Here is a 21,929-nt window from a genome sequence, read left to right as displayed (position 1 = left end):
GACCCATGAACGAGCGCGAGGCGGCCGTCCGCGAGCAGCCGGCGGGCAGCGCCCCGGCCCGGGACGAGGCCCTGGCCGAGCTGACCCGGGACCTGGTCGGCCGGTACGCCCCCGCGCTGGGCCTGCGCCCCGACGCCGTCCAGGTGCACCTCGGCGAGGCCGGGCGACGGGCCGCCAACCACGGCGCCAAGGGGCTCTACGCCGACGGCGCGCTCTATCTGGCCCCCGGATACGACCCGCGCCGGTCGACCGGACGGGCGCTGCTGGCCCACGAGCTCGGGCACCTGGCCCAGGCGGGCGAGGCAAGTCAGGGCGGTAGCCAGGCCGCCGCCACGGCGTACCCGACGGAGCACGCGACCGACCCGGAGGCGGAGGCCCGGGCGCTGGCGGAGGCGGCCGCGGCCGGCCAGGCGCTCTGGACACCGGCGGCGCGGCTGCCCGCCGGCGCGGTCGCCGCCGACACCGGCGTGCTCACCGCTGCACCGCGCCCCGGCCCGGCCGCGCCCAGCTCACAGGCGGCCGAACAGGCCGCGACCGGACCGCCGGAAGCGGAACTCAGCGACCTGGTGGACCGCCGCTACCAGGCGGAACGGGCGCGGATCATCGACCTGCTGGACGGGCTGTGGGTCTCCGGCGACGACGTGCGAGGCTGCCTGCGGGTGCTGGACAAGCTGCCCTTCCTGGCCGCCCGCAGCCTGGTGCGCAGCCTCCCCCCGCCGCAGCGCCTCGATCTGGCCCGCCACCTCGACGACGGCCACCACCGGCTCTACCCGCGCGCCGCGCTGGCCGCGCTCGGCGGCCAGCCGCCCGGCCAGCTCCGGCAGCTGGAAACCGGCAACGTGCACGGCCTGAGCACCGAAGGGCTCGGCCCGATCGAGCAGCTCACCGCGGCGAACGTGCTGCGTGCCCTGCGCAGCAGCGTGCTGCGGGAGTTACTGGCCGGTGACCGGAAGACGTACTTCCAGGGCCTGCTGACGCAACGGCCGCCACGCGACGACGACGCCCGGCGCGAGCAGGTCAGCGCGCTGCGCGACGAGGTCGCCGAGGCGACCCGGCTCGACCAGGACACCGACCTGACCAAACGGCAGCGCCAGGCCGAGCGGCTGATCGGCGAACACCGCGACGGCGAGGCGCTGGAACTTCTGGCCGCCCTCGCCCCGACCCCACCCACCGCCGACGCCCCAGCCAGCGCCGGCCCGCCCGAGCCGGGACCGCGACTACGGCACGCGGTACGCCGCCTCGACGAGGCCGGCCACATCGACACGCTCCTGGACCAGCTGCCGTGGGAGGACAAGCGGGTCGACGCGGACCTCGGCCCGCGGCTGCTGGTCGTCCTGGCCGCCCGGGAGGAGCACCAGAACCTGGCCCGGATCGAAGGGCTGCTGTCGTACGGCATCTTCGACTGGGAGATCCGGGACCGGGAGGCCCGCTTCGCGTACCTGCTGCTGCGCAGTCTGCCGCAGGCAACGCAGGACCGGTGGCGGCGGCTGGACGAGGGCCGCTGGTTCGACCGGCTGGAGGAGAACATCCCCGCCGAGGACGTCCTCGGCGGCGCGTACACCGGCGTCGGTACCCTGGCCGAACCGCTCGACCGGGCCCGGCGCAGCCCCGGTCAGGTCGACGCCGAGCAGATCGTCGCCGACATCCACCATAAGGTGCAGGACGGACTCAACGGGAACATCGCCGTCCAGCTGGTGCGCCGGCTCATCGGGCACGACCGGCCCGCCGACGAGACCGCCGACGCGGCGCTACGCGGCCGGGAGGCGCTGCGCACCGCGGTCCGCCGCCTGGACACCCTGCGCGACCTGGACCGCATCCTCGACGCGCTGCCCGACGCGTACCTCACCCACGAGATGTGGCGCCCCGAGCTGCTCGACCTGTTCGCCCTGCGCGACCCCGCCCACCTGGAACGGCAGGTGCGCCAACTGCTCGACATCGGGCTGACCGACTGGGCGGTCAACCCCCGGGAGGCCTGGCTGGCCTTCCAGCTCGTGCGGAACCTGTCGGCGGCCGATCAGGCCCGGCTGGAGGCCGAGAATCCCGACCGGTGGGCCCGGATGCGGTCGGGGATGACCCCGCAGATGCGCGCCTCCCTCGCGGTCACCGCGATCTCCGGTCCCCGCCGGCTGGAGGCCCGCGACCAGCTGCGCGACCGGCTGCGCGACGACCGGCTGTGGCGGGCCGAGCGGGCCGCCGAGCTGCGGTCGCTGATCATCCAGCTGTACGCCCTGGACGACCGGCGTTGGGTGTTCCTGCGCTCGCGTGACGTGCGCGCCGACCGGGTGCCGCAGCTGGCCGTGCTCGTCGACGAGCTGCGCCTCTACCATGCCGAACGCCAGCCCTCCTTCGAGCCGGAGATGTTGCGTACCAACGGCACCCCCACCGTGATCGGCGACCTGGCCCGGCTGGTCGCGGTCGGGCTGAAGACGCTCTTCCTCAGCCGCGCCGGCCTGAGCATGTTCACCCCGCAGATCACCGTGCACGAGTTCGACCTGCACGATGCCCAATGGATCAGCGGTGACCTCGCCGGCGCCCGGCTGCGCGACACCGACCGCGAAGAGGCCAACAAACTGTCTCTGGCGGTCGACGCCCGGCAGGGCATCCTGCGGATCCGGCTGCCCCGGCTGGAGATCGACAGCGTCAACCGCACCTTCACCGGCAGCTCGCTGCGCACCGGCCGGATCACCCTGACCGACCTGGACGTCGTCGCCTCCTTCTCCGACCGCGGGTACGAACGGCCGGTCGGCGGGCAGGTCGGGATGAGCGCGCTGAGCGTCTCCGACGTGGTGTACGCCAGCGACTCACTGCCCGGCGGGCTGCTCGGACTGTCCCGGTTCGGACTGTCCACGCTGGGCTTCCGCACCGGGGCGACCGGCGATGAGGATGTGACCGAACCCAGCCGGCGGGGCTGGATCGGCATCCCGATCATCAACCCGCTGATCCACCTGCTGCACAACGTCATCTCGTTCTACGGCGGACTGCCGTTCCTGTCGAAGATCAGCGACGCGCTGCTCGCCCCGTACACCGCCGGTGCTCCCTTCCTGGCCCGGCAGTTCACCTCGCTGACCGCCGGGGAGATCTTCGCGCCGCTGGCCAACGCCACCCTCGGCCTGCTCACCGACGGGGTGTTCCGCCCGCCCCGCACGGTCGGCGAACGGGCCCAGGACGCGGTGGCGATGCTGCACTCGCTGCAGGTCAGCTTCGCCAGCGCCACCGCCGAGGGACTCTCCTTCGCCGGCATGCAGCAGATCGGCCGGATCGAGGTCGGCCGCACCCTGATCGGCCTCGGCAACACCCTGCCGGCCCAGCTGCGCGCCGAGCGGGAGTCACTGCGGGAACGGCTCGGCCGGGCCACCGGCCCGGACCGCGCCGCGCTGCAGGAGCGGTTGACCGCAGTCACCACCCAGCTCACCGAGCTGCAGCCGCTGGAGCGGGAGCTGCACACGCTGGAGGCACGGCACCGCTGGCACGCCGACTCGCTGACCGAGGCCGAACGGCGCCAGATGATCGACCTGTCCGACCGCCTGCGGCAGTCGACCGGCGGCACCATCGACATCGGCGGCATCCGAGTGACCGGGCTGACCGGCCAGGTCGAGGCAGCCGGGCTGGAGATCGACCCGATCCACGCCGAGGGTTCGATGCCGTCCCGCTCCGGGCAGTACCTGCCCGACGACGAGCTGATATCCCGGTTCCGCCAGGACCGGGCACCGGCCGACCCGGTCGCCACCGCCCGGGCCAGCACCGGCTCGGTCAGCGTCGCCGGCGTACGGCTGCTGCCCGGCGCCGACGGCGAACCGGCCGTCCGAATCACGGCCAATGAACTGCCCACCCCGGAGCAGGTCGCCGCGCAGGTGCGCGCCCTGCCCGACGAACCGGCGTGGGCCACCCGGCGGGCCGAGCTGACCCGCTGGGTGACCGACCTCGGCCGGCTGCGGGACCTGGAATCGCTGCCCGCCGAGCCGGTCGACGCGGCCCGCCGGTACATCCCGCGGCACCGCACCGCCATCCAGGAGCGGAAGCTTCAGCAGCTGCGGGAACAGGCACGCCGGTACTTCGGCCTCACCATCGGCGGGCTCACCGCGACCGGGCTGAGCGCGACCATGGACCCGGCCACGCTGGGCGTCGAACTCCGCCTCGCCGAGGTCACCGCCACCGACCTGCACACCGGCGCGACCACCGTGGACCGCCTCGACGCGCACCGGCTGCGGCTGCGGGCCGACCTGGACACCGCCGACGGCGGGGCCCTGCCCGCGGAACTGGCCGCCCCGGCCGGCGCGCAGGGGCTGCCCGCCGGACGGTCCGCCGTCGGCTTCGGCGTCGGCGACCTCGCCATCACCGGCGTCACGACGCCCAGCACGACCGCCGCCCGGATCGCCTTCACCGCGCCCACCCGCGCCGACGGCCAGCCCGGCGAGGCGATCCACGGCCGGGTGGTCCCCCGCGGCGACGACCTGGAACTGCCCGACCTGGTGGTGGAGCACACCGAACTGACCGGGGCCGCATTCCGCTCCCCCACCCGCCGCTTCTATTCCACCGGCAGCACCCGCATCGGCCGCACGAGCCTGGACGTGCTGGTGCGGACTGGCGCGGCGGCGGGCGGCCGACAGGTCCGCGGCGCGCTGATCCGCACGATGGAGATCGACCGGATCGACGCCGACAAGGTCGGCATGGACGTCACCGACCCCGCTCCCGGCTACTCGGCGGAGGCCACCTCCGGCGCGCTGATCGGGCTCCGACTCCGCGACCTCGACCTGGACCTGTCCGGCGAGGAGATGACCTACTCCGGACGGTTCAGCATCACCCAACTCGACCAGCTGCGGTTCGCCGTGGTCTCCCGGGCGTTGCAGGGCGACCCCACCACCATCACCGGCACGATAAGCGGCCGACCGACCGGATCGGTGCCAGGGTCAGCGGACCCCGGCGACAACTCCAGCTCCGCACGCCGCGACCTGGCCGCCGCCGTCACGGTCGACCTGATCCGCGCCGGCGACCACCAGGTGGATCCGGACACCGGGCGGATCATCAGCGATCGCGTCGACAGCCAGCGGGTCCAGCTGGACGGGCTCACCCTGACCGACACCACGATGCGTACCGCGGACGGCGTGGTCACCGTCCGCCGGGCCGGCCTGGGGGGACGGATCGTCACCGAGCAGGCCGGCGGCCTGCGGTTCGAAGACATCGGGCCCGCCCGCATCGAGCTCTCCGCGATCGACTGGCGGGCCGGTGACGGACGCATCTCCTCCCGTGGCCCGACGGTGCTGGACGGAGTCGCCGTCACCGGCCGCTGGGACAGCACCCCCGAGCGGCGCGGCCCGGACGACAAAATCGTCCCCGGCACCGCCGACCTGGTCGTCAAGCACCTGCACATCGACCGGATCACCGGCCGCGACCTGCGCTACCGCAGCGGCGTCCTGGACGTGGGAATCGGCCGGCCGCAACGGCTCCCGGCCGGCGTACCCGACCTGCCACCGCTGGAAATTCTAGACGTGAACCTGCATGACCTGCACTGGTCGCGGGCCGCCGGGCTGGTGGCCGGCGGGCTCACCACCGGCGCCACCCGGCTGGAGATCGCCGGACGGGTCGACGAGGCGCTGCACGTCGACGGTGCGCTCTGGGCGGCCCAGCTCACCCTCGCCTTCGGCCGGGGCGGCCGGATCGAAGCCCGGGTGGTCGGGGGTGAGGGGCACCTCGGCCTCGGACCCCGACCGGGCGAACACACCCAGCACGTGGGGATCCAGGACCTGGACACCGGGCTGATCCGGATCGGCCCGGACCGGATCGACATCGGCCCGGACGGCGAGCCGGGGCTACGGCTGGCCACCGTCGCGGTGGACGCGCTCAACTGGCAGGGCCAGTCGCTCGGCCTGCGCATCCCTCAAGGTGAGGGCGCGATCAGCCTGATGGGAATCACCGCGCGCGCCAGAATCGACCTGCACCCGCCCGGCACCCCCGGCGGCCGCCTCCGCGCGCTGCTGCTGCGCGAACTGGTGGTCGAGCGGACCCTGGCCAGCGGCCTGCTCGTCGACCTCGGAGACGGTACGACCATCCGGTTGGATCCCGACCGCGAGGCGGTGCTCGGTGAGTTGCGGCTGCGGCCGGCCCCGCCGCGGGACGGGTTCCTGGTGGAGCCGACCCAGACCGCGGAGGGGATGCGGATCCTCGGCGGGCTGGACATCGCCGCGATCAGCGCCCCCAAGGTCGGTTTCGACATCGGCGCCTTCCTCGCCGGCGGCACCGCCGACTTCGGCGCCGCCGGTCTCACCGTGAACTTCCTCGACTACGGCGGCCTACGGCTCGACCTGAGTCAGCCGACCCTCACCGCGATCAGCGCCCAGGTCATCTCCGACTCCCGGCGGGCACTGCGGCTGCTCGGCGCGCCCGCCGGCCGGCCCGAGTACGGGCTGCGGTTCACCTCGATCGGCTACGAGCAGGAACCGGCGACGCCCGGCGGCGCGGCAACCCCCGGCCGACGGGTGACCGCCACCGGCGGGGAGGTCACCGGGCTGACCTTCACCGATCCCGGCCTCGGCCTGCACGTCTTCGTCGAGCAGGGCCTGCTCGGTGACCTCACCCACGACCTGAACACCGGCGCCGGTGAACTGCCCTCGCTGGACATCCGCAACGCCACATTCAGCCTGGACGTCGGCGCGCTACTCGGCGCGCCGACCCCAGCCGCCCGCACCACGAGCGCGCAACGACGCGCCGCCATGGCCACGCAGTGGGACGCCGTGCTGCGGAACCTGGACACCTACCACCTCGGCGAGGTCCTCGACAGCCTCAACGGCCACATCGACTTCGACGTCGCCCACGACGGCTTCCTGTACGGCGAGCGGACCTGGGAGGTCCGGTTGGCCGTCCGCAACGGGGCGCTGGACTACCGGCGGCTCACCGGCGCGCTGCCCTGGTGGACACCGGGCCGCTTCACCCTCGAGGGCGACGACCTGATCTACCGGGTGACGCTGCCGAACGCCGCACCGGAAGCCGCGGGCATGCAGGAGCCGAACAACATCGACCTGCTGCGCTGGCGGCTCACCACCGGCGAGGTCGAGCAGGCCCGAGCGCACCTCATCCGTCTCAACCGGCTGCTGCGTCCGGCCACGGAATCCCGCGACGACCTGATTCACACCATCGCGGACCTGCAGGACGACGAGCCGTCGACGGAGCCGCCCGGCCGGTTGGCGATCCGCAACATCGACGTCGACCTGTCGGTCAACAACCCGCGGGAGATCACCCTGCCACTCGGCGGCGACAACGCGATCGTGCTGGCCCCCGACGCCCTGGTACATCTCACGGTCGGCGGCGCGCTGAGGCGTGGTTCCGCGGGGATCGGCCGGCCGGGCGCCCTGCGGCCCATCGCGCTGCGCAGCGCCACCGTGGCCCGGGTCAACCTGCTGTTCGACAACGTCGGTCTGTCCACCGGCCAGATCCGGATCACCGACCTGACCGACTGCTCGCTGAGCTTCGACGGGCTGAATCCGCAGCTGCTCACCGGCCGCATCACCCGGGCCGTCGCGGAGCACATCCGCTGGAGTCGTCCCACCACTGGAGGCACCCCTTGACCAGTCCGCTCAGCCCTCGTCTGCTCCGCGCCGGCCTGGTCGTCCTCGACCCGGACAGCGGCCGGACCCGACGCGTGATCACCCTCCAGTACAACCCGGACACGCTGACCCGGGGCTTCCAGCTCAAGACCGGCGGCGCCGAGGGCGGCGCGAAAGCCGAGGCGCTGCGGATCACCGGCCCGCCGGTGCAGACCCTCACCCTCGAGGCCGAGCTGGACGCCGCCGACCAGCTCGCCGAGCCCGACGGCAACCCCGACGCGCTCGAACTCGGCCTCACCGCCCAGCTGGCCGCGTTGGAGTCACTGGCCTATCCCGCCCTGACCGCCGTACAGGACGCCGCGGCGCTGCTGGCCGCCGGAACCCTGGAAGTCGTGCCGCCACCGGCCCCGCTGGTGCTGCTGGCTTTCGGACGGCGCCGGCTCTGGCCGGTACGCATCACCGAGCTGACCATCACCGAGGAGGCGTTCGACCCCATGCTGAATCCGATCCGCGCCAAGATCCGGTTGGGTCTGCGGGTGCTGACCGTGAACGACGTGGGCACCACCGGCCGCGCCGCCGGCCTGGCGATGGCCGCGCACCAGCAGCTCGAACAGCTCGCCGGCCGGGCGCGCGGCGGCCGGCTGACGGACCTCGGCATCGGCCGGCTGCCGTGAGCGAGCCGACCGAGATCGACCCGGCGCTGGTGGCCGCCCACAGCCGCGTCGCGGAGACCGTCTTCGCCGCCACCGGCACCGGCGGCGTCGGCACACCGTCGGCCGGGGCGATCCCCCCGGAGAGCCGGTACGCGACGGTCGGCACCGCGGTGACCGTCGACCCCGACACCGGCCAGGAGATCGTCCACCTGCGCCGCCGGTTCGTGCCGCCCGCCGAGCGGCTGGCCACCGCCGGCTGGGAGCGGGTCGCCGACGGCGACCGGGCCGACCTGCTGGCCGCCCGCACGGTCGGCGACCCGTCCGCGTTCTGGCAGCTCTGCGACGCCAACGGCGCCTTCGACGCGGCGGAGCTGGAGCAGCCGGGCCTGGTGGTCCGGGTGGCGTTGCCCGAGGGCTTCCCGGGGGTCGGCGATGCCTAGCGGGGTGCGGCTGCAACTGCTGATCGGGCCGCTGACCTTCCGTGCCGCTCCGTTTGAGCTGGTGGAGGCGTTGCAGGAGGCGCAGGTCACCCAGAACGCCGGGCAGCGTTCAGGGTTCCAGCTCCGCTTCGCCATGGGCCGGGGCTCGCGGGTGGAGCGGATGCTGGCCGACGGCAGCCTCGACCCGCCGACCCGGGTGCTGCTGGTGCTGCACCTCGACGGCCGCCCGCAGGTGCTCTCCGACGGGGTGGTCACCCGGCACGACGTCGCCCGCAGCAACGAGGCGGGCGCGTCCACGCTCACCCTCACCGGCGTCGACGTCAGCCAGATGATGGACCTGATCGACCTGTCGGGGCTGCCGATGCCCATGCCCGCTGAGGCGCGGGTGCTGACCCTGCTCGCCCCGTTCGCCGCGTACGGGGTGGTGCCGATGCTGGTGCCCAGCGTGCTGGTCTTCGCGCCGAACCCGGTACAGCGGGTCCCGGCGGTGCGGGGCACCGCCTTCGCGTACCTGTCCCAGCTCGCCGACGAGGTCGGATACACGTTCTACGTCGAGCCGGGCCCCACGCCCGGCGTGAACACCGCCTACTGGGGGCCGGAGGTCCGCGCCGGCCAGGCCCAGCCGGCGTTGACCGTGAACTCCGACGCCGGGTCCAACGTGGAGTCGCTGTCCTTCTCGTTCGACGGGGTGCAGAAGACCGTCTACCTGCTCACCGCCTTCCCGGAGCAGCTGCGGGTGCCGATTCCGCTGCCGGTGCCGGACGTCACCCCGCTGAATCCGCCGCTGGGCCGGAAGGTCCCGGTCCCGCTGTCGTACCGGCGGATGAACATCGGCCGGTCCAACCCGAGCAGCACCGACGACGCCACCGCGCGGATGGACGTGGTGCAGACGCTCGCCCGGGGCCTGGCCCGCGCCGCCCAGTCCGCGAACGTGATCACCGGCTCCGGCTCGTTGGACGTGCTGCGCTACGGCCGGCTGTTGCAGTGCCGGCGGCTGGTCGGGGTGCGCGGTGCCGGGCGGGCCTACGACGGCGAGTACGCGGTCAAGAGCGTCACCACCACGGTCAAGGCGGGTGAGGTGAAGCAGCGGTTCAGCCTCAGCCGCAATGCACAGATCTCTAACTCCGGAAGGGCACAGGCATGACGACCAGGTACTACGGCAAGTATCGCGGCACCGTGGTCAACCACATCGACCCGTTGCAGCAGGGTCGGATCCAGGTGACCGTCCCGGACGTCGCGCTGCCCCCGTCCACCTGGGCCATGCCCTGCTTCCCGCTGGCCGGGATCCAGGCGGGCATGTTCGCGGTGCCGCTGCCCGGCACCGGGGTGTGGGTGGAGTTCGAGCAGGGCGACGCCGACCATCCGATCTGGACCGGCTGCTGGTATGGCTCGAAGGCGGAGATCCCCGCGCTGGTTGCCTCCGCCCCTCCCCCGACCCCGCCGATCGTGTTGCAGACCCCCGGGCAGGCCACCCTGATGATCTCCGACGCCCCCGGCCCGGCCGGTGGCATCCTGCTGAAGACGCTGACCGGGGCGATGATCTCGATCAACGACACCGGGATCATCATCTCCAACGGCAAGGGCGCCTCGATCACGCTGCTCGGGCCGACCGTGGCCGTCAACCAGACCGCGCTGACGGTGACGTGATGCCCGGACCACTGCTGCATGTGGGAGCCGTCATGTCCTGCCCGCACGCCGGGCCGGTCACCCCGCAGACCGGCAACTCCCGGGTGCTGGTCAACGGGCTGCCGGTCGTCACCGCCACCGACGCGTACCCGGTCACCGGCTGCCCGTTCCAGGTGCCCGTCGGCGCGGGCACCAAACCCCAGCCCTGCGTCCGGATCCAGTGGACCACCCCGGCCGCCCGGGTGCTGGTCAACGGCCAGCCGGCGATGCTCGCCACCAGCGTCGGGCTGGGTATGAGCGCCGAAGGCATCCCGCAGGGGCCACCGACAGTGGCCGGATTCCAGATCAGGGCGGTCGCGTCATGACGTACCCCGCGTTTCCCTGGCGTCCCGACAACCGGGGCCGCTCGGGGCTGGCCAGCCCTGAGCGGCACGTCGCCGACCTGGTGGAGGCGGTGCTGTTCACCATGCCCGGCGAGCGGGTGAACCGGCCGGACTTCGGTGCGGGCCTCGGCCAGCTGCTCTTCGCCCCGGTCGACGACGCGGTGGTGGGTGCCGCCGAACTGCAGGCCCGCAGCGCGCTGCAGCGCTGGCTCGGTGAGCTGATCGAGGTGGACGAGGTCCGCGTCGACCTGGCCGAGGCGGCCGTGCGGGTGCATGTCGGCTACCGGCTGCGCGCCACCGGCCGGCCGGCGGAGGTCTCCATCGCAAGGGGGAACCCATGACCGCACGGTGCACCGACGACGAGCGCCGCGCCGAGATCGCCCGCCCCGGCAGCGCGTTCAACGGCATCGACTGGGTCGAGGTGGACGCGGCCGACCAGAAGCTGCTGCGGGTCGGGTTCCTGCATCCGCTGCCCGGCCAGCCCGGCGGCGTGCCCGCCGGGGCGCCGCTCGCCGCCGCGAACGTGCTGGTCGAGGGCGGGGTACGGATCACCGGCGTCCGGGTGCTCAGCATCGCCGCCGCCGGTGCGGTGCTCACCGTGCAGGTCGACCGGGCGGGCGACTTCTCCCCGTACACGCTGCGGCTGGTGCGCTCGGCGGTGGACGACCAGGTGCCGCCGGGGTTCGACCCGGTGCTGTCCGCGGCGACGTTCTCCTTCAAGGCCAACTGCCCCAGCGACCTCGATCCGGCCGCGGCGGCGGCCACCGCCCCCGCGCCCCGGGCGCCCGCCGCCCCGGCCGACTACCTCGCCAAGGACTACGCCGGCTTCCGGCGGCTGATGCTCGACCGGCTCGCGGCCCTGCCCGGCTGGGCCGAACGCAACCCGGCCGACCCCCTGATCACCGTGGTGGAGGCGCTGGCGCACGTCGCCGACCGGCTGTCCTACCGGCAGGACGCCGCCGGCACCGAGGCGTACCTGGGCACCGCCCGCAGCCGGATCTCGGTGCGCCGGCACGCCCGGCTGCTCGACTACGCCGTCCACGACGGCTGCGCCGCCCGGGCCTGGCTCAGCGTGCGGGTCGCCGCCGGGTCCGACGTCGAGGCTCGCGGGATCCCGGCCGGCACCCCCGTGCTGGCCGCCGACCGGGCCACCCCGACCGTGCGGCCCGCCGACGCGGCCGTGCTGCTGGCCGCCGGCGCCTCCGGCTTCGAGACGTTGACCGCGCTCGCCCCGCGGGCCGACCGCAACGAGATCGCCCTGTACGTCTGGGGCGGCCGCGACTGCCGCCTGCCGGCTGGCGCGACGGGAGCCACCCTGGTCGACCAGCCGGCCACCGGTCTGGCCCGCGGCGACCTGCTCCTGCTCGAGGAGGTGGTCTCCCCGTACACCGGCCGACGGGCCGACGCCGACCCGACGCACCGGCAGGTGGTCCGCCTGGTGTCGGTGCGCCCGGACACCGACCCGGTGCAGGGGGTCAACGTGCTGCACGTGGAGTGGAGCGTCGCCGACCGGCTGGCGTTCCCGCTCACCGTCACCGCCCCCGTGGCCGGTGCGGGCACCGACCACGTGGTCACCTGCGCGGTCGCCCGAGGCAACGTGGTGGCCGTCCAGCACGCCATCCAGGTACGCGGGCAGCTACCGCCCGCCGCCGAGACGCGGTGGCGTCCGGTGCTCACGGCCGAGCCGGTGGCGGCAGCCGTTCCGTTCGCGGCGGACGCGCCGGCCAGCCAGGCCCTCGAGCAGGACCCGCACGCCGCGGTGCCGCTGATCCGGCTGGAGACCACCGAGGGCATCTGGCGGCCGCGCCGGGACCTGCTCAACGCCGACCGGTTCGACCAGGGTTTCGTCCCGGAACGCGAACGCGACGGCCGGGTCAGCCTGCGCTTCGGCGACGACGTGTCGGGCCGCCGGCCGCCCGCCGGCACCGTGTTCCAGGCGAGCTGGTGGCGCGGCGGCGGCGTGTCCGGCAACCTCGGCCACAACGCGCTGACCACCCTGGCCACCGACCGCTCCGGCGTGCTCGGCGTGACCAACCCGCTGCCCGCCGTCGGCGGCACCGACCCGGAGGACATCGAGCACGCCCGGCAGCACGCGCCGGTCGCCTTCCTGAGCCAGGAACGCGCGGTCACCACCGACGACTGGGTGGCCGCGGCGCTGCGGCTGCCGGAGGTGCACAACGCCACCGCCCGGATCCGGTGGACCGGCTCCTGGTGGACGGTGTTCCTCACCCTCGACCTGGTAGGCGGCCAGCGGCTGGCCGACGAGCCGGGCCTGGCCCGCCGGCTGGCGGGCCGGCTCGACCGGTTCCGGGTGGCCGGGTACGACCTGCAGTTGCGCGACCCGGTCGACCTGCCGGTCGAGCTGCGCCTGTGGGTGTGCGTGACCCCCGGCACGTTCCGCTCCGACGTCCGCCGGGCCCTGCTGGACCTCTTCTCCGACCGGGACCTGCCCGGCGGGGACCGCGGGTTCTTCCACCCCGACCGGTTCAGCTTCGGCACCCCGCTCTACGTGAGCCAGGTGCTCGCCGCGGCGGTCGCCGTCCCGGGCGTCACCGACGTCCGGGTCACCGAGCTGCACCCGGTCGGGGTGGCACCCGGGAATGAACTGACCGCCCAGGTGCTGCGCGCCGGCGACGCCGAAGTGATCCGCCTCGACAACAACCCCAGCGTGCCGGAGCACGGCATCCTGCACCTCGACCTGGTGGGTGGACTGTGACGACACAAGTGGGCCGCGGCCCCAACCCGCCCGGCCGCGACGGCATCGACTACCGGCTGGGCCGGCAGGCGGACTTCGCCGCCGACATGGTGGGCGGGCTGGGCGCCCGCCCGGAACTGGCCGGCCTGACCACGCGCGAGGTCGACGACCCGGCGATCGCCCTGCTGCACGCCTGGGCGACCACCCTGGACGTGCTCGCCTTCTATCAGGAGCGGATCGCCAACGAGGGGTTCCTCGGCACCGCGACCGAGCGCGGCTCGGTGCTGATGCTGGCCCGGGCCATCGGCTACGAGCTGCGCCCCGGCGTCGCCGCCACCACCTGGCTCTCCTTCACCGTCAGCGCCACCCCTGGAGCGCCGGACGGCGTGCCGATCCCGGTGGGCAGCCAGGCGCAGAGCGTCCCCGGCCCCGGCGAGCTGCCCCAGGTGTTCGAGACCGTCGCACCGCTGCTCGCCCGGCCCGAACTCAACGCGGTGGGGCTGCGGGTCACCGAACCCCGCGCGCCCCGCTCCGGGGATGCCACGCTGTACCTGGCCGGCACGGACACCGTGCTCACCCCCGGCAGCGCGCTGCTGGTGCTCGGCCCCGACTGGTTCGACGTATGCCGGGTGCGGGCCGCCACGGCGGTGCTGCCGCCGGCCGCGGCCACCCTCGACGGCGGCGAGCTGGTGCCCGCGTACACCGTGGTGGAGCTGGACGCACCACTGGTCGCCCGGGCCCTTGGCACGGAGCTTCGCCAGCAGGTGACCGGGGTGCAGGTGCACCTGCTGGCGCAGCGGGCCGCGCTGTTCGGATACAACGCCCAGCCCTGGACGGCGCTGCCCGTGGCGCTGCGGGTGGGTGAGCTGAACCCGGGCACCACACAGGTGCTGCCCGGCGCGTACGCGACCCGGAAGGACACCTGGGCCGACGCCCCATTCGACAAGGAGGACCGCCAGCTGCACCTGGACCAGTCGTACCCGTCGATCGTGGCCGGCTCGTGGCTGGTGCTGGAGACCGACGGGACGCCGCAGCTGCGCCGGGTGAGCACGGTCGCGGACCTGCCGGCGGCGGACTTCGGGATCGCCGCCCGCACCACCCGGGTCACCGTGACGGGCGGCGACTCGGACACGTTCTCCCGCCGCACCACCGTGGTGCTCGGGGACAGCCGGCTGCTCGATCTCGCCCCGGTGCCGCGCACCGCGCCGCTGGCCGGGGTGGCCACCCTGGAGCTGGCCCGCCCGACGCCCGGCCTGGAACCCGGCCGACGGCTGGTACTCACCGGCGTTGATCCGGCCGGCGCCGCGGTCTGCGAGGTGGTCACCGTGCGGCGGGTTCGCGACGACGCCACGGTGGACCTCGAGGCGACCATCGCGCACGCCTACCGGCGCGACAGCGTCCGGGTGCTGGGCAACGTGGCGCAGGCGACCCACGGGGAGAGTCGGACCGAGGTGCTCGGCGGCGGCGACGCCCGGCAGGCGTTCCAACGCTTCACGCTGCGGCACACGCCGCTGACCCACGTCCCCGCCGCCACCGCCAGCGGATCGCGCACCACCTTGGCGATCTGGGTGGACGGGGTGCGCTGGCAGGAGGTGCCCGCCCTGCTCGGTCAGGCCCCCACGGCCCGGGTCTACACCGTCCGCAGAGCCGACGACGGCACCGTCACCGTCACTTTCGGCGACGGCCGGACCGGGGCGCGGCTGCCCACCGGGCAGGACAACGTGGTCGCCACCTACCGGTCCGGGATCGGCCGCCTGGCCGACCTGGCGCCGGGACGGCTGACCATCCCGCTGTCCCGGCCGCTGGGCCTGATGGAGGTCACCAATCCGGTCCCCGCCGCCGGCGCCGACGATCCCGAGGGCGTGGACCGGGCGCGCCGCAACGCCCCGCTTGCGGTACGGACCCTGGGCCGGGTCGTCTCCCTCGACGACTACGCCGACTTCGCCCGCGCGTTCGCCGGTGTCGGCAAGGCCCGCGCGGACCTGGTCTGGGACGGGCACCGGCAGATCGTCCTGCTCACCGTGGCCGGTCCCGACGGCACGGCGATCCCGGAGGGCGCTGCGGTGCGCGCCGACCTGCTGCGCGCCCTCGACGCCGCCCGGCAGCCCGCCGTGCCGGTGCGGATCCTCGGGCACCGTCGCCGGCGGGTCGCGGTGACGGCCCGGCTGCTTGTCGCACCCGGGCACCGGTTCGCCACGGTCGCCGCGGCCGCCCGGTCGGCGCTGGTCGCCGGCCTCTGCTTCGACGCCCGCGACTACGCCCAGCCGGTCCGCGCCAGCCAGGTACAGGCCCTGCTGCACGAGGTGCCGGGGGTCGCGGCCGTGGTGCTGGAGCTGCTGCACGACGCCGAACAGCCCGCCACCCGGGCCGACGTCATCGCGGCCGCCCCGGCCCGCCGGATGGGCGACCTGTTGCTCCCCGCCGACCTGCTCACCGCGGACACCGGTGACATCACCCTGCTGGAGGCATCGTGAGGGCCGAGGAGATCTGGGCGCTGCTGCCCGCCGCCCTGCGCAGCCAGGACGAGGCGGCCGGCGGTGTGCTGCGCGCACTGGTGGAGGTGATGGCGGAACAGGCCGTCCTGCTCGACGCCGACATCGACCAGCTCGCCGACGACTGGTTCGTGGAGACCTGCGCCGAGTGGGTGGTGCCCTATCTCGGCGAGTTGGTGGGCGCGGGCCGGCTGCACCCGCTGCCGGACGGGACCGCTTTCTCCGACCGGGCCCGGGTCGCCGACACCATCCGGTTCCGGCGACGCAAGGGCACCACCGCCGCGCTGGAGGAGCTGACCCGGGCGAACACCGGCTGGAGCACCGCCGCGGTCGAGTTCTTCGAACGCCTGGTGGTCACCCAGCACGTCAACCACGTCACGACCGCGCCGGCGACCGCGGCGATCCGCGACGCCGAGCCCCTCGAACTGGTCGGCGGCCCGTTCGAGCCGGTCTGCCGGACCGTGGACGTGCGAGCGATGGGTGCCGGGCAGGGCCGCCCCAACATTCCCAACATCGGCATGTACGTGTGGCCGCTGCCGTCCTATCGGCTGGACAGGGCAACCGCCGCCCCGGCCGCCAACCTGCCCGACAGTCGGTGGTGGATCGACCCGACCGGGGTGGACCGGCAGCTCACCGGACCGACGGTGACCGAGCCGGACATCGACCACCGCGCCGACGAAGCCAACGTGCCCGGCCCGCTGCGCCGCCGTCCGCTGCGCGACGAACTGGCCGCGCTCACCTCCGCCGCACCGCCCGCCGCCGAGGAACTGCGCTGGTTCCGGGAGGATGACCCCTCCTTCGTGGTGTGGATCCAGCCGACACCGGGCGACGAGCTGCGCCCCGTACCCCTGGAACACCTGCGGATCTGCGACCTGACCGGCTGGGGGCTGCCAACCGGCAGCCTGGTCCGGGTCGACCCGGTGCTCGGCCGGGTGACGGTCGCGGCCGGACGGCCCGTGCACCGCCTCGCCGTCTCCTGGTGGTACGCCTTCAGCGCCGACATCGGCGCCGGCCCGTACCCCCGCCGCGGTGACCTGGGCCCGGCCGACGGGCCGGTGGACTGGCAGCTCGGGGTGAGCGTCACCGAGCCGCCCAGCCCTGGTGAGGTGGTCGCCTCGGTCGGGGAGGCCGTCACCGCCTGGCATGACTGGCAGGCCGCCCACCCGGGCACGACCGGGCGGATCGTGCTGATGGACAGCCACCGCTACCTGGAGAACCTGGCCGTGCAGGTCGGGCAGGGCAGCCGGCTGAGCATCGTCGCCGCCCAGTGGCCCCGGCCGCCAGAGCGGCCACGCCGGCAGAGCGACCTCGACCCGGTCGGTGTCCGACCCTGCCTGCTCGGCAACGTGTCGGTCACCGGGACCGGCACCGGCGACCGCCCCGGCGAGCTGATCGTTGACGGCCTGCTGATCTCCCAGCCGCTGACCGTCACCGCGCCCGTCGGGGGCGGGCCGGGCCTGGGCCGGGTCGAACTGCGGCACTGCACCGTCGGTCCGTCGGCGGCCGGGCTGGCCGTCGCTGCCGGCAACGACCGGACCCGGGTGCTGGTACACCGCTGCGTCACCGGCGCGCTGGCCATCGGGGGCGGCCCGCTCACCGTGGCCGACACCCTGGTGCACGGCGGGATCGTCGCCCCGGACGCCGAGGCGGACCTGGCCGGGGTGACCGTTCTCGGCACCACCACCGCGCGGGTGCTGACCGCCACCGACTGTCTCTTCGACCAGCCGGTCACGGTGGCCCGGCGGCAGCAGGGCCACGTCCGCTTCAGCTACCTGCGGCCCGGCTCGGTCACCCCACGCCGCTACCGCTGCCAGCCGGACCTGGCCCAGCAGGCCCGCCCCGGCGATCCCGACGTGGCCACCCGCGTCGGACCGGCCTTCGCCAGCACCAGCTACGGCAACGCCACGTACGGCCGGCTCGCCGAAACCGCCGCCGCCGAGCTGCACAGCGGCGCGGAGTCCGGCGCCGAGATGGGCGCGTTCCGGCGCGCCCTGACCCCGCAACGCCTCAACAACCTCGCCCTCGCGCTGGCGGAGTACCTGCCGCTGGGGCGAGTGGCCGCTCCCCTACCCGTCCTGCCCACCGGAGGATACCCACGATGAAGGGCGACATCAGCCGCTCCACCTTCGACCAGCGGCGGCACGCCACGAGCGTACGCAAGCAGCAGGGCCGGGTGGACCTGGACGCGGACTGGAACGAGCAGCAGGACATCCAGGGGCATCTGCGGGCGACGGCGCTGACCGACGTGGTCGGCGTGGCTGGCGCGCCGCTGGTCGACGGGGCGTTCGCGCTCACCGGCGGCGCCGACCTGAAGCTGTCGGCCGGCCGGTACTACCTCGACGGGGTGCTGTGCGAGAACGACGCCCAGGTCTCCGTCTTCGCCCAGCCCGACGTCCCGGCGGCCGGGCCGTTCGTGCGCAAGCTCGACGGCACCTGGCTGGCCGCCGGCGCCGCGGTTCCCGCCGGGGTGTATGTCGCCTGGCTGCAGGTGTGGTCCCAGCACCTGACCGCCATCGAGGACCCGAGCCTGCGCGAGGTAGCTCTCGGCGGCCCGGACACCACCACCCGCCTGCGCACCGCCTGGCAGGTGCGGTTGTTGCAGGCCGGGCCGCCGAACGCCCCGGTCGGCTGCGCGGACACCCCGCCCGGCTGGGCCGAGCTGACCGCCGCCTCCACCGGCACCCTCGCTGTGCGCGCCGACCCGACCGGCACCTCCGGTGGCGACTGCGTCATCCCGGCGGGGTCGCCGTACGCCGGGTTGGACAACCAGTACTACCGGGTGGAGATCTTGGCCGGTGGCGCCCCGGGCACGGCCACCTACGTCTGGTCCCGGGACAACGCCTCCACCCTGGCTACCTGGGAAAGCATCGACGTCGACGTGCTGACCGTGAAGGTCCCCGGGCGGGACGGCAGCGCCGGCTTCGCCAACGGCTCCTGGGTGGAGCTGACCGACGACACCCGGGAGCAGAACGGCGTGCCCGGCACCCTGGTCCAGGTCGACCGGGTGGAGAGCGACCGGATCGTGATCCGGCCCGCCACCGCAACCGGCAGCCTCAATCGGGCCGACTTCCCGAAACGGCCGCGGGTGCGCCGCTGGGACGGGCGGGGCACCGTCCCGGCCGGCGGCGCCGAACTCGACCTGGAGCTCGGCATCAAGATCCGCTTCGCGGCCTCGGGCAGCTACCGGACCGGAGACTGGTGGTCCTTCCCCGCCCGGTCGGCTGTACACGACGTGGAGTGGCCGCGGGTCGGCACCACGCCCGTGCCGCAGACCCCGCACGGTCCCCGCCGGAGGCACGGCCGGATCGGCATCGTCGCGTACGACGGCACCCAGTGGAGCGTGCTGCGCGACTGTCGACCGGTGTTCGCCCCGCTGACCCGGCAGCTCACCCTGAGCCTGCTCGGCGGGGACGGCCAGGAGGCCGTGCCGGTGCCGGCCAGCCCGGCCACCCTGGTGCCGCTCGGCCACGACCTGGTGGCCGGCGTCGCCATGGGGGGCCAGCCGGTGGCCAAGGCCCGAGTCAGGTTCAGCGTCACCACCGGCCAGGGCAAGGTGACCTCCGGCGCCACCACCGCCGCCAGCGTCACCGTCGAGACGGGCACCGACGGGCGGGCCCGCTGCGCCTGGCAACTCGACTCCGGCACCGCCACCCAGGAGGTCACCGCCCAGCTCCTCGACGAGGCCGGGCAGCCCACCCACCTACCGCTGACCTTCACCGCCAGCCTGGCCCGCGCCGACCGGGTGTCGTACGACCCGACCGGGCGTCCGGCGCTGGCCGGGGCGACCACCGTGCAGGCCGCCATCAACCAACTCGCCGCGAGCGCCACCGGCGGCTGGGCGACCCTGACCATCCGGCCGGGTATCGACTGGGTGCGGGCCCTCAACACATTGCCCGCCGGGGACGTGCTGATCTGCTTCGCCCCCGGCCTTTACACCAGCGACACACCGGTCACCTTTACCGGCCGGGCCAACATCCGGCTACTGGGCAGCGGCCCGGCCAGCCGCATCGTCGTGGAGGGCCACGAGTACGCGCTGATGTTCGACAACTGCGGCTCCGTGTCGGTGTCCCACCTGGCGGTCGAGACTCCCGGCCGGGCGGACGACGGTGGCCGACTCGGACCGGTCACCGCGGTCAACTGCGCCGAGGTCACCGTCGAGCACGTCCAGCTCGCCGGAGTGGCTGGCGCGTCTGCGCACAGCACCTGCCTGACCGTCCGCAACGACCAGGGCACCCCGCCCGGCCGGGTTCGGGTACTCGACTCGGACTTCCTCATCGGCCATGGCCAGCAGGGCGTGCTCCTGGTCAACCCCGACCACGCCGTCATCACCCGCTGCCGCTTCTCCTGCCCGCCCCGCCCGGACTCGCTCACCCTCACCGAGCTGGTCCAGGACGAGAAGTTCCGCAGCGAGCTCGCCACCCAGCTCGTCGGCCGGCTCGTCCTGGACCGCGACAACCTGCTGGTACGCGGCGAGTGGAACACCGTCGTGCGGGTCGGCCAGTGGGCCGTGCGGATGAACTCGATGGTCCCGGAGAGCGAGTGGAAGACGCTGAGCGCGATGTATCCGCCCACCGCCGAGGACGTCCGCAGCAAAGAGACCGCCGGGGCGTACGTGCTGCGGCTGGCGGACCTGGCCACCGAGGACCCGGGACGGTTGCCGACCTACAAGCGGCAGCTCACGTCGTTGAAGGGGCGTCTCGGCGGGACCGCCGGGCGGATCTTCGACACCGACGAGGGACGCAAGACCCTGCGCGACTACCTGATCGGCGAGGGGATTGACGTACGGCGCGGCGACGACCTCGCCCGGGACCGCCGCCAGGTCGCCCTGCCCGCCGCTGGTGCCAGCCTCCGCTTCGACTCGGCCGTGTCGCAAGGGGCATGGGAGGCGGCGGTCGCCGCCTCGCCGCCGTCGCGTCCGGTGCAGACGCCCTCCGCCGCCGCCAGGCACCTACGTAGCGTCGCCGACCGCATCCTGGTGGAGCCTGCCTTCGGCGAGAAGTACGCCGGCACCTACCGGCAGGAGCTGATGGCGGCCGCCGAGGTTTCGGTGGCCGCCTGCGGGGTGGTGATCGGCGGCGGGACCGCCGTCGGGGACGTCGAGGTCTCGAACTGCCGCTTCGACCAGGTCGCCGAGGGCGTCCATATCGGAGTGTCGTACCGCAAGGGGCCGCCCATCCAGGGCCGCACCATCCGGGTCACCGGCAACGACATTCACCTCTACAAGCCCTGGTGGCGCGGCGCGGCCTCGACCCGCGGCATCAAGATCGGCAGCATGCGCAACGTGTTCGTCTCCGACAACCGGATCTCGGTGGCCGCCGGCGCGGGGGTCGGCATCTGGGCGTTGTCCGCGGGCGGCCCGATCATGGCGATCCGCGACAACCTGGTGCAGAACTGCAATCCCGGGATCATGTGCAACCCGTCCTGGAATGGCCAGCCGGCCAAGCGCCTGTGGTCGGTCACCGACAACGTCTCGATTGACGGGCCGCTGCAGATCGGCGGTGGGGCGCGCAGCTCCGGCAACGTGAGTTGAGCTGTCATATGGACGACTGCACGGCCACGCCGATCGGCCTACGCTGTCCATGACTGCCAAGTCAGCACGGTTGCGGAGAGCAGATGCGATCCAGGGGTTCAAGTCCTCTTAGGTAGTCGCCAAACGGCAAGGCGGGTCCCGCAGGGGCCCGCCTTGTCCAGTTTCTGATCGCCCAGATGGGGCTTTTCGACGCCCCACCGCCAGTCCGCCAGGCCAGCCCCTCCCGGCGACGGCACGTGACTGCAAGTAGACGTCGGAGGCTCTGCGGAAGGTAAGCGCCCGCCAGCCATCCCACTTCGGTGCATAGGCCAGGTTCGGACCCTCGGGCACGGAATTGACGGGCGCGGCGAGCATCGGGGCGACAGGCCGGCGCAGCATCAGCCCACCCGGCGACGTCTCCCACCGCCGGGCCGGGCTTACCCCCTCCGGCCCTGTCCGCCCCGACCGCGAGCGCTGCTCATGTCCCGTCCCTCCCCCGACATCGTCAGGCAGCGGGACCGGGCCTCGGGCGCAGATCAGGCACAACGAATGCATGCGACCTGCGCGTAACGAAATCAAGTTGTCCACCTCGG

11 protein-coding genes are annotated in these 21,929 nt (G+C 73.9%); all 11 read left to right on the top strand.

Annotated elements, in window-relative coordinates:
- Positions 1-5 precede the first annotated feature (5 nt).
- The 11 genes from ABZ783_RS31310 to ABZ783_RS31260 are packed head-to-tail and all read left to right on the top strand — an operon-like array spanning position 6 to position 21,357.
- Positions 6-7,559, top strand: a complete 7,554-nt coding sequence (locus tag ABZ783_RS31310) for a DUF4157 domain-containing protein (protein ID WP_357444606.1) — start codon at positions 6-8, stop codon at positions 7,557-7,559.
- Positions 7,556-8,212, top strand: a complete 657-nt coding sequence (locus ABZ783_RS31305) for a hypothetical protein (RefSeq protein WP_357444603.1) — start codon at positions 7,556-7,558, stop codon at positions 8,210-8,212. Before ABZ783_RS31310 ends, ABZ783_RS31305 begins: the two co-directional genes overlap by 4 nt.
- Entirely contained in the window at positions 8,209-8,631 is a 423-nt protein-coding gene (locus ABZ783_RS31300; protein WP_357444600.1) for a hypothetical protein, read from the top strand. The genes ABZ783_RS31305 and ABZ783_RS31300 overlap by 4 nt, the downstream gene beginning before the upstream one ends.
- Positions 8,624-9,775 carry a hypothetical protein gene (locus ABZ783_RS31295; protein WP_357444597.1) on the top strand — a complete coding sequence of 384 codons (1,152 nt, stop codon included), beginning with the start codon at positions 8,624-8,626 and terminating at the stop codon, positions 9,773-9,775. The genes ABZ783_RS31300 and ABZ783_RS31295 overlap by 8 nt, the downstream gene beginning before the upstream one ends.
- The gene (locus tag ABZ783_RS31290) at positions 9,772-10,278 is read left to right on the top strand and encodes a phage baseplate assembly protein V (protein ID WP_357444594.1); all 507 of its coding nucleotides are present in this window, start codon (positions 9,772-9,774) and stop codon (positions 10,276-10,278) included. The genes ABZ783_RS31295 and ABZ783_RS31290 overlap by 4 nt, the downstream gene beginning before the upstream one ends.
- On the top strand, positions 10,278-10,622 hold the full coding sequence (locus tag ABZ783_RS31285) for a hypothetical protein (protein WP_357444591.1): 345 nt from the start codon (positions 10,278-10,280) through the stop codon (positions 10,620-10,622). The genes ABZ783_RS31290 and ABZ783_RS31285 overlap by 1 nt, the downstream gene beginning before the upstream one ends.
- Positions 10,619-10,981 carry a GPW/gp25 family protein gene (locus ABZ783_RS31280; RefSeq protein ID WP_357444588.1) on the top strand — a complete coding sequence of 121 codons (363 nt, stop codon included), beginning with the start codon at positions 10,619-10,621 and terminating at the stop codon, positions 10,979-10,981. Before ABZ783_RS31285 ends, ABZ783_RS31280 begins: the two co-directional genes overlap by 4 nt.
- On the top strand, positions 10,978-13,356 hold the full coding sequence (locus tag ABZ783_RS31275; protein WP_357444585.1) for a hypothetical protein: 2,379 nt from the start codon (positions 10,978-10,980) through the stop codon (positions 13,354-13,356). The genes ABZ783_RS31280 and ABZ783_RS31275 overlap by 4 nt, the downstream gene beginning before the upstream one ends.
- Complete coding sequence (locus ABZ783_RS31270; protein WP_357444582.1) at positions 13,353-15,809, top strand: putative baseplate assembly protein; 2,457 nt, start codon at positions 13,353-13,355, stop codon at positions 15,807-15,809. Before ABZ783_RS31275 ends, ABZ783_RS31270 begins: the two co-directional genes overlap by 4 nt.
- Positions 15,806-17,929 (top strand): phage tail protein, encoded by a 2,124-nt coding sequence (locus tag ABZ783_RS31265; protein WP_357444579.1) that lies wholly within the window; start codon positions 15,806-15,808, stop codon positions 17,927-17,929. Before ABZ783_RS31270 ends, ABZ783_RS31265 begins: the two co-directional genes overlap by 4 nt.
- Positions 17,926-21,357 (top strand): DUF6519 domain-containing protein, encoded by a 3,432-nt coding sequence (locus ABZ783_RS31260; protein ID WP_357444576.1) that lies wholly within the window; start codon positions 17,926-17,928, stop codon positions 21,355-21,357. Before ABZ783_RS31265 ends, ABZ783_RS31260 begins: the two co-directional genes overlap by 4 nt.
- Positions 21,358-21,929: the final 572 nt, after the last annotated feature.

This window comes from Micromonospora sp. NPDC047738, from assembly GCF_040642675.1.
GTDB lineage: Bacteria > Actinomycetota > Actinomycetes > Mycobacteriales > Micromonosporaceae > Micromonospora.
This window is presented reverse-complemented; position numbering and strand designations above follow the sequence as displayed.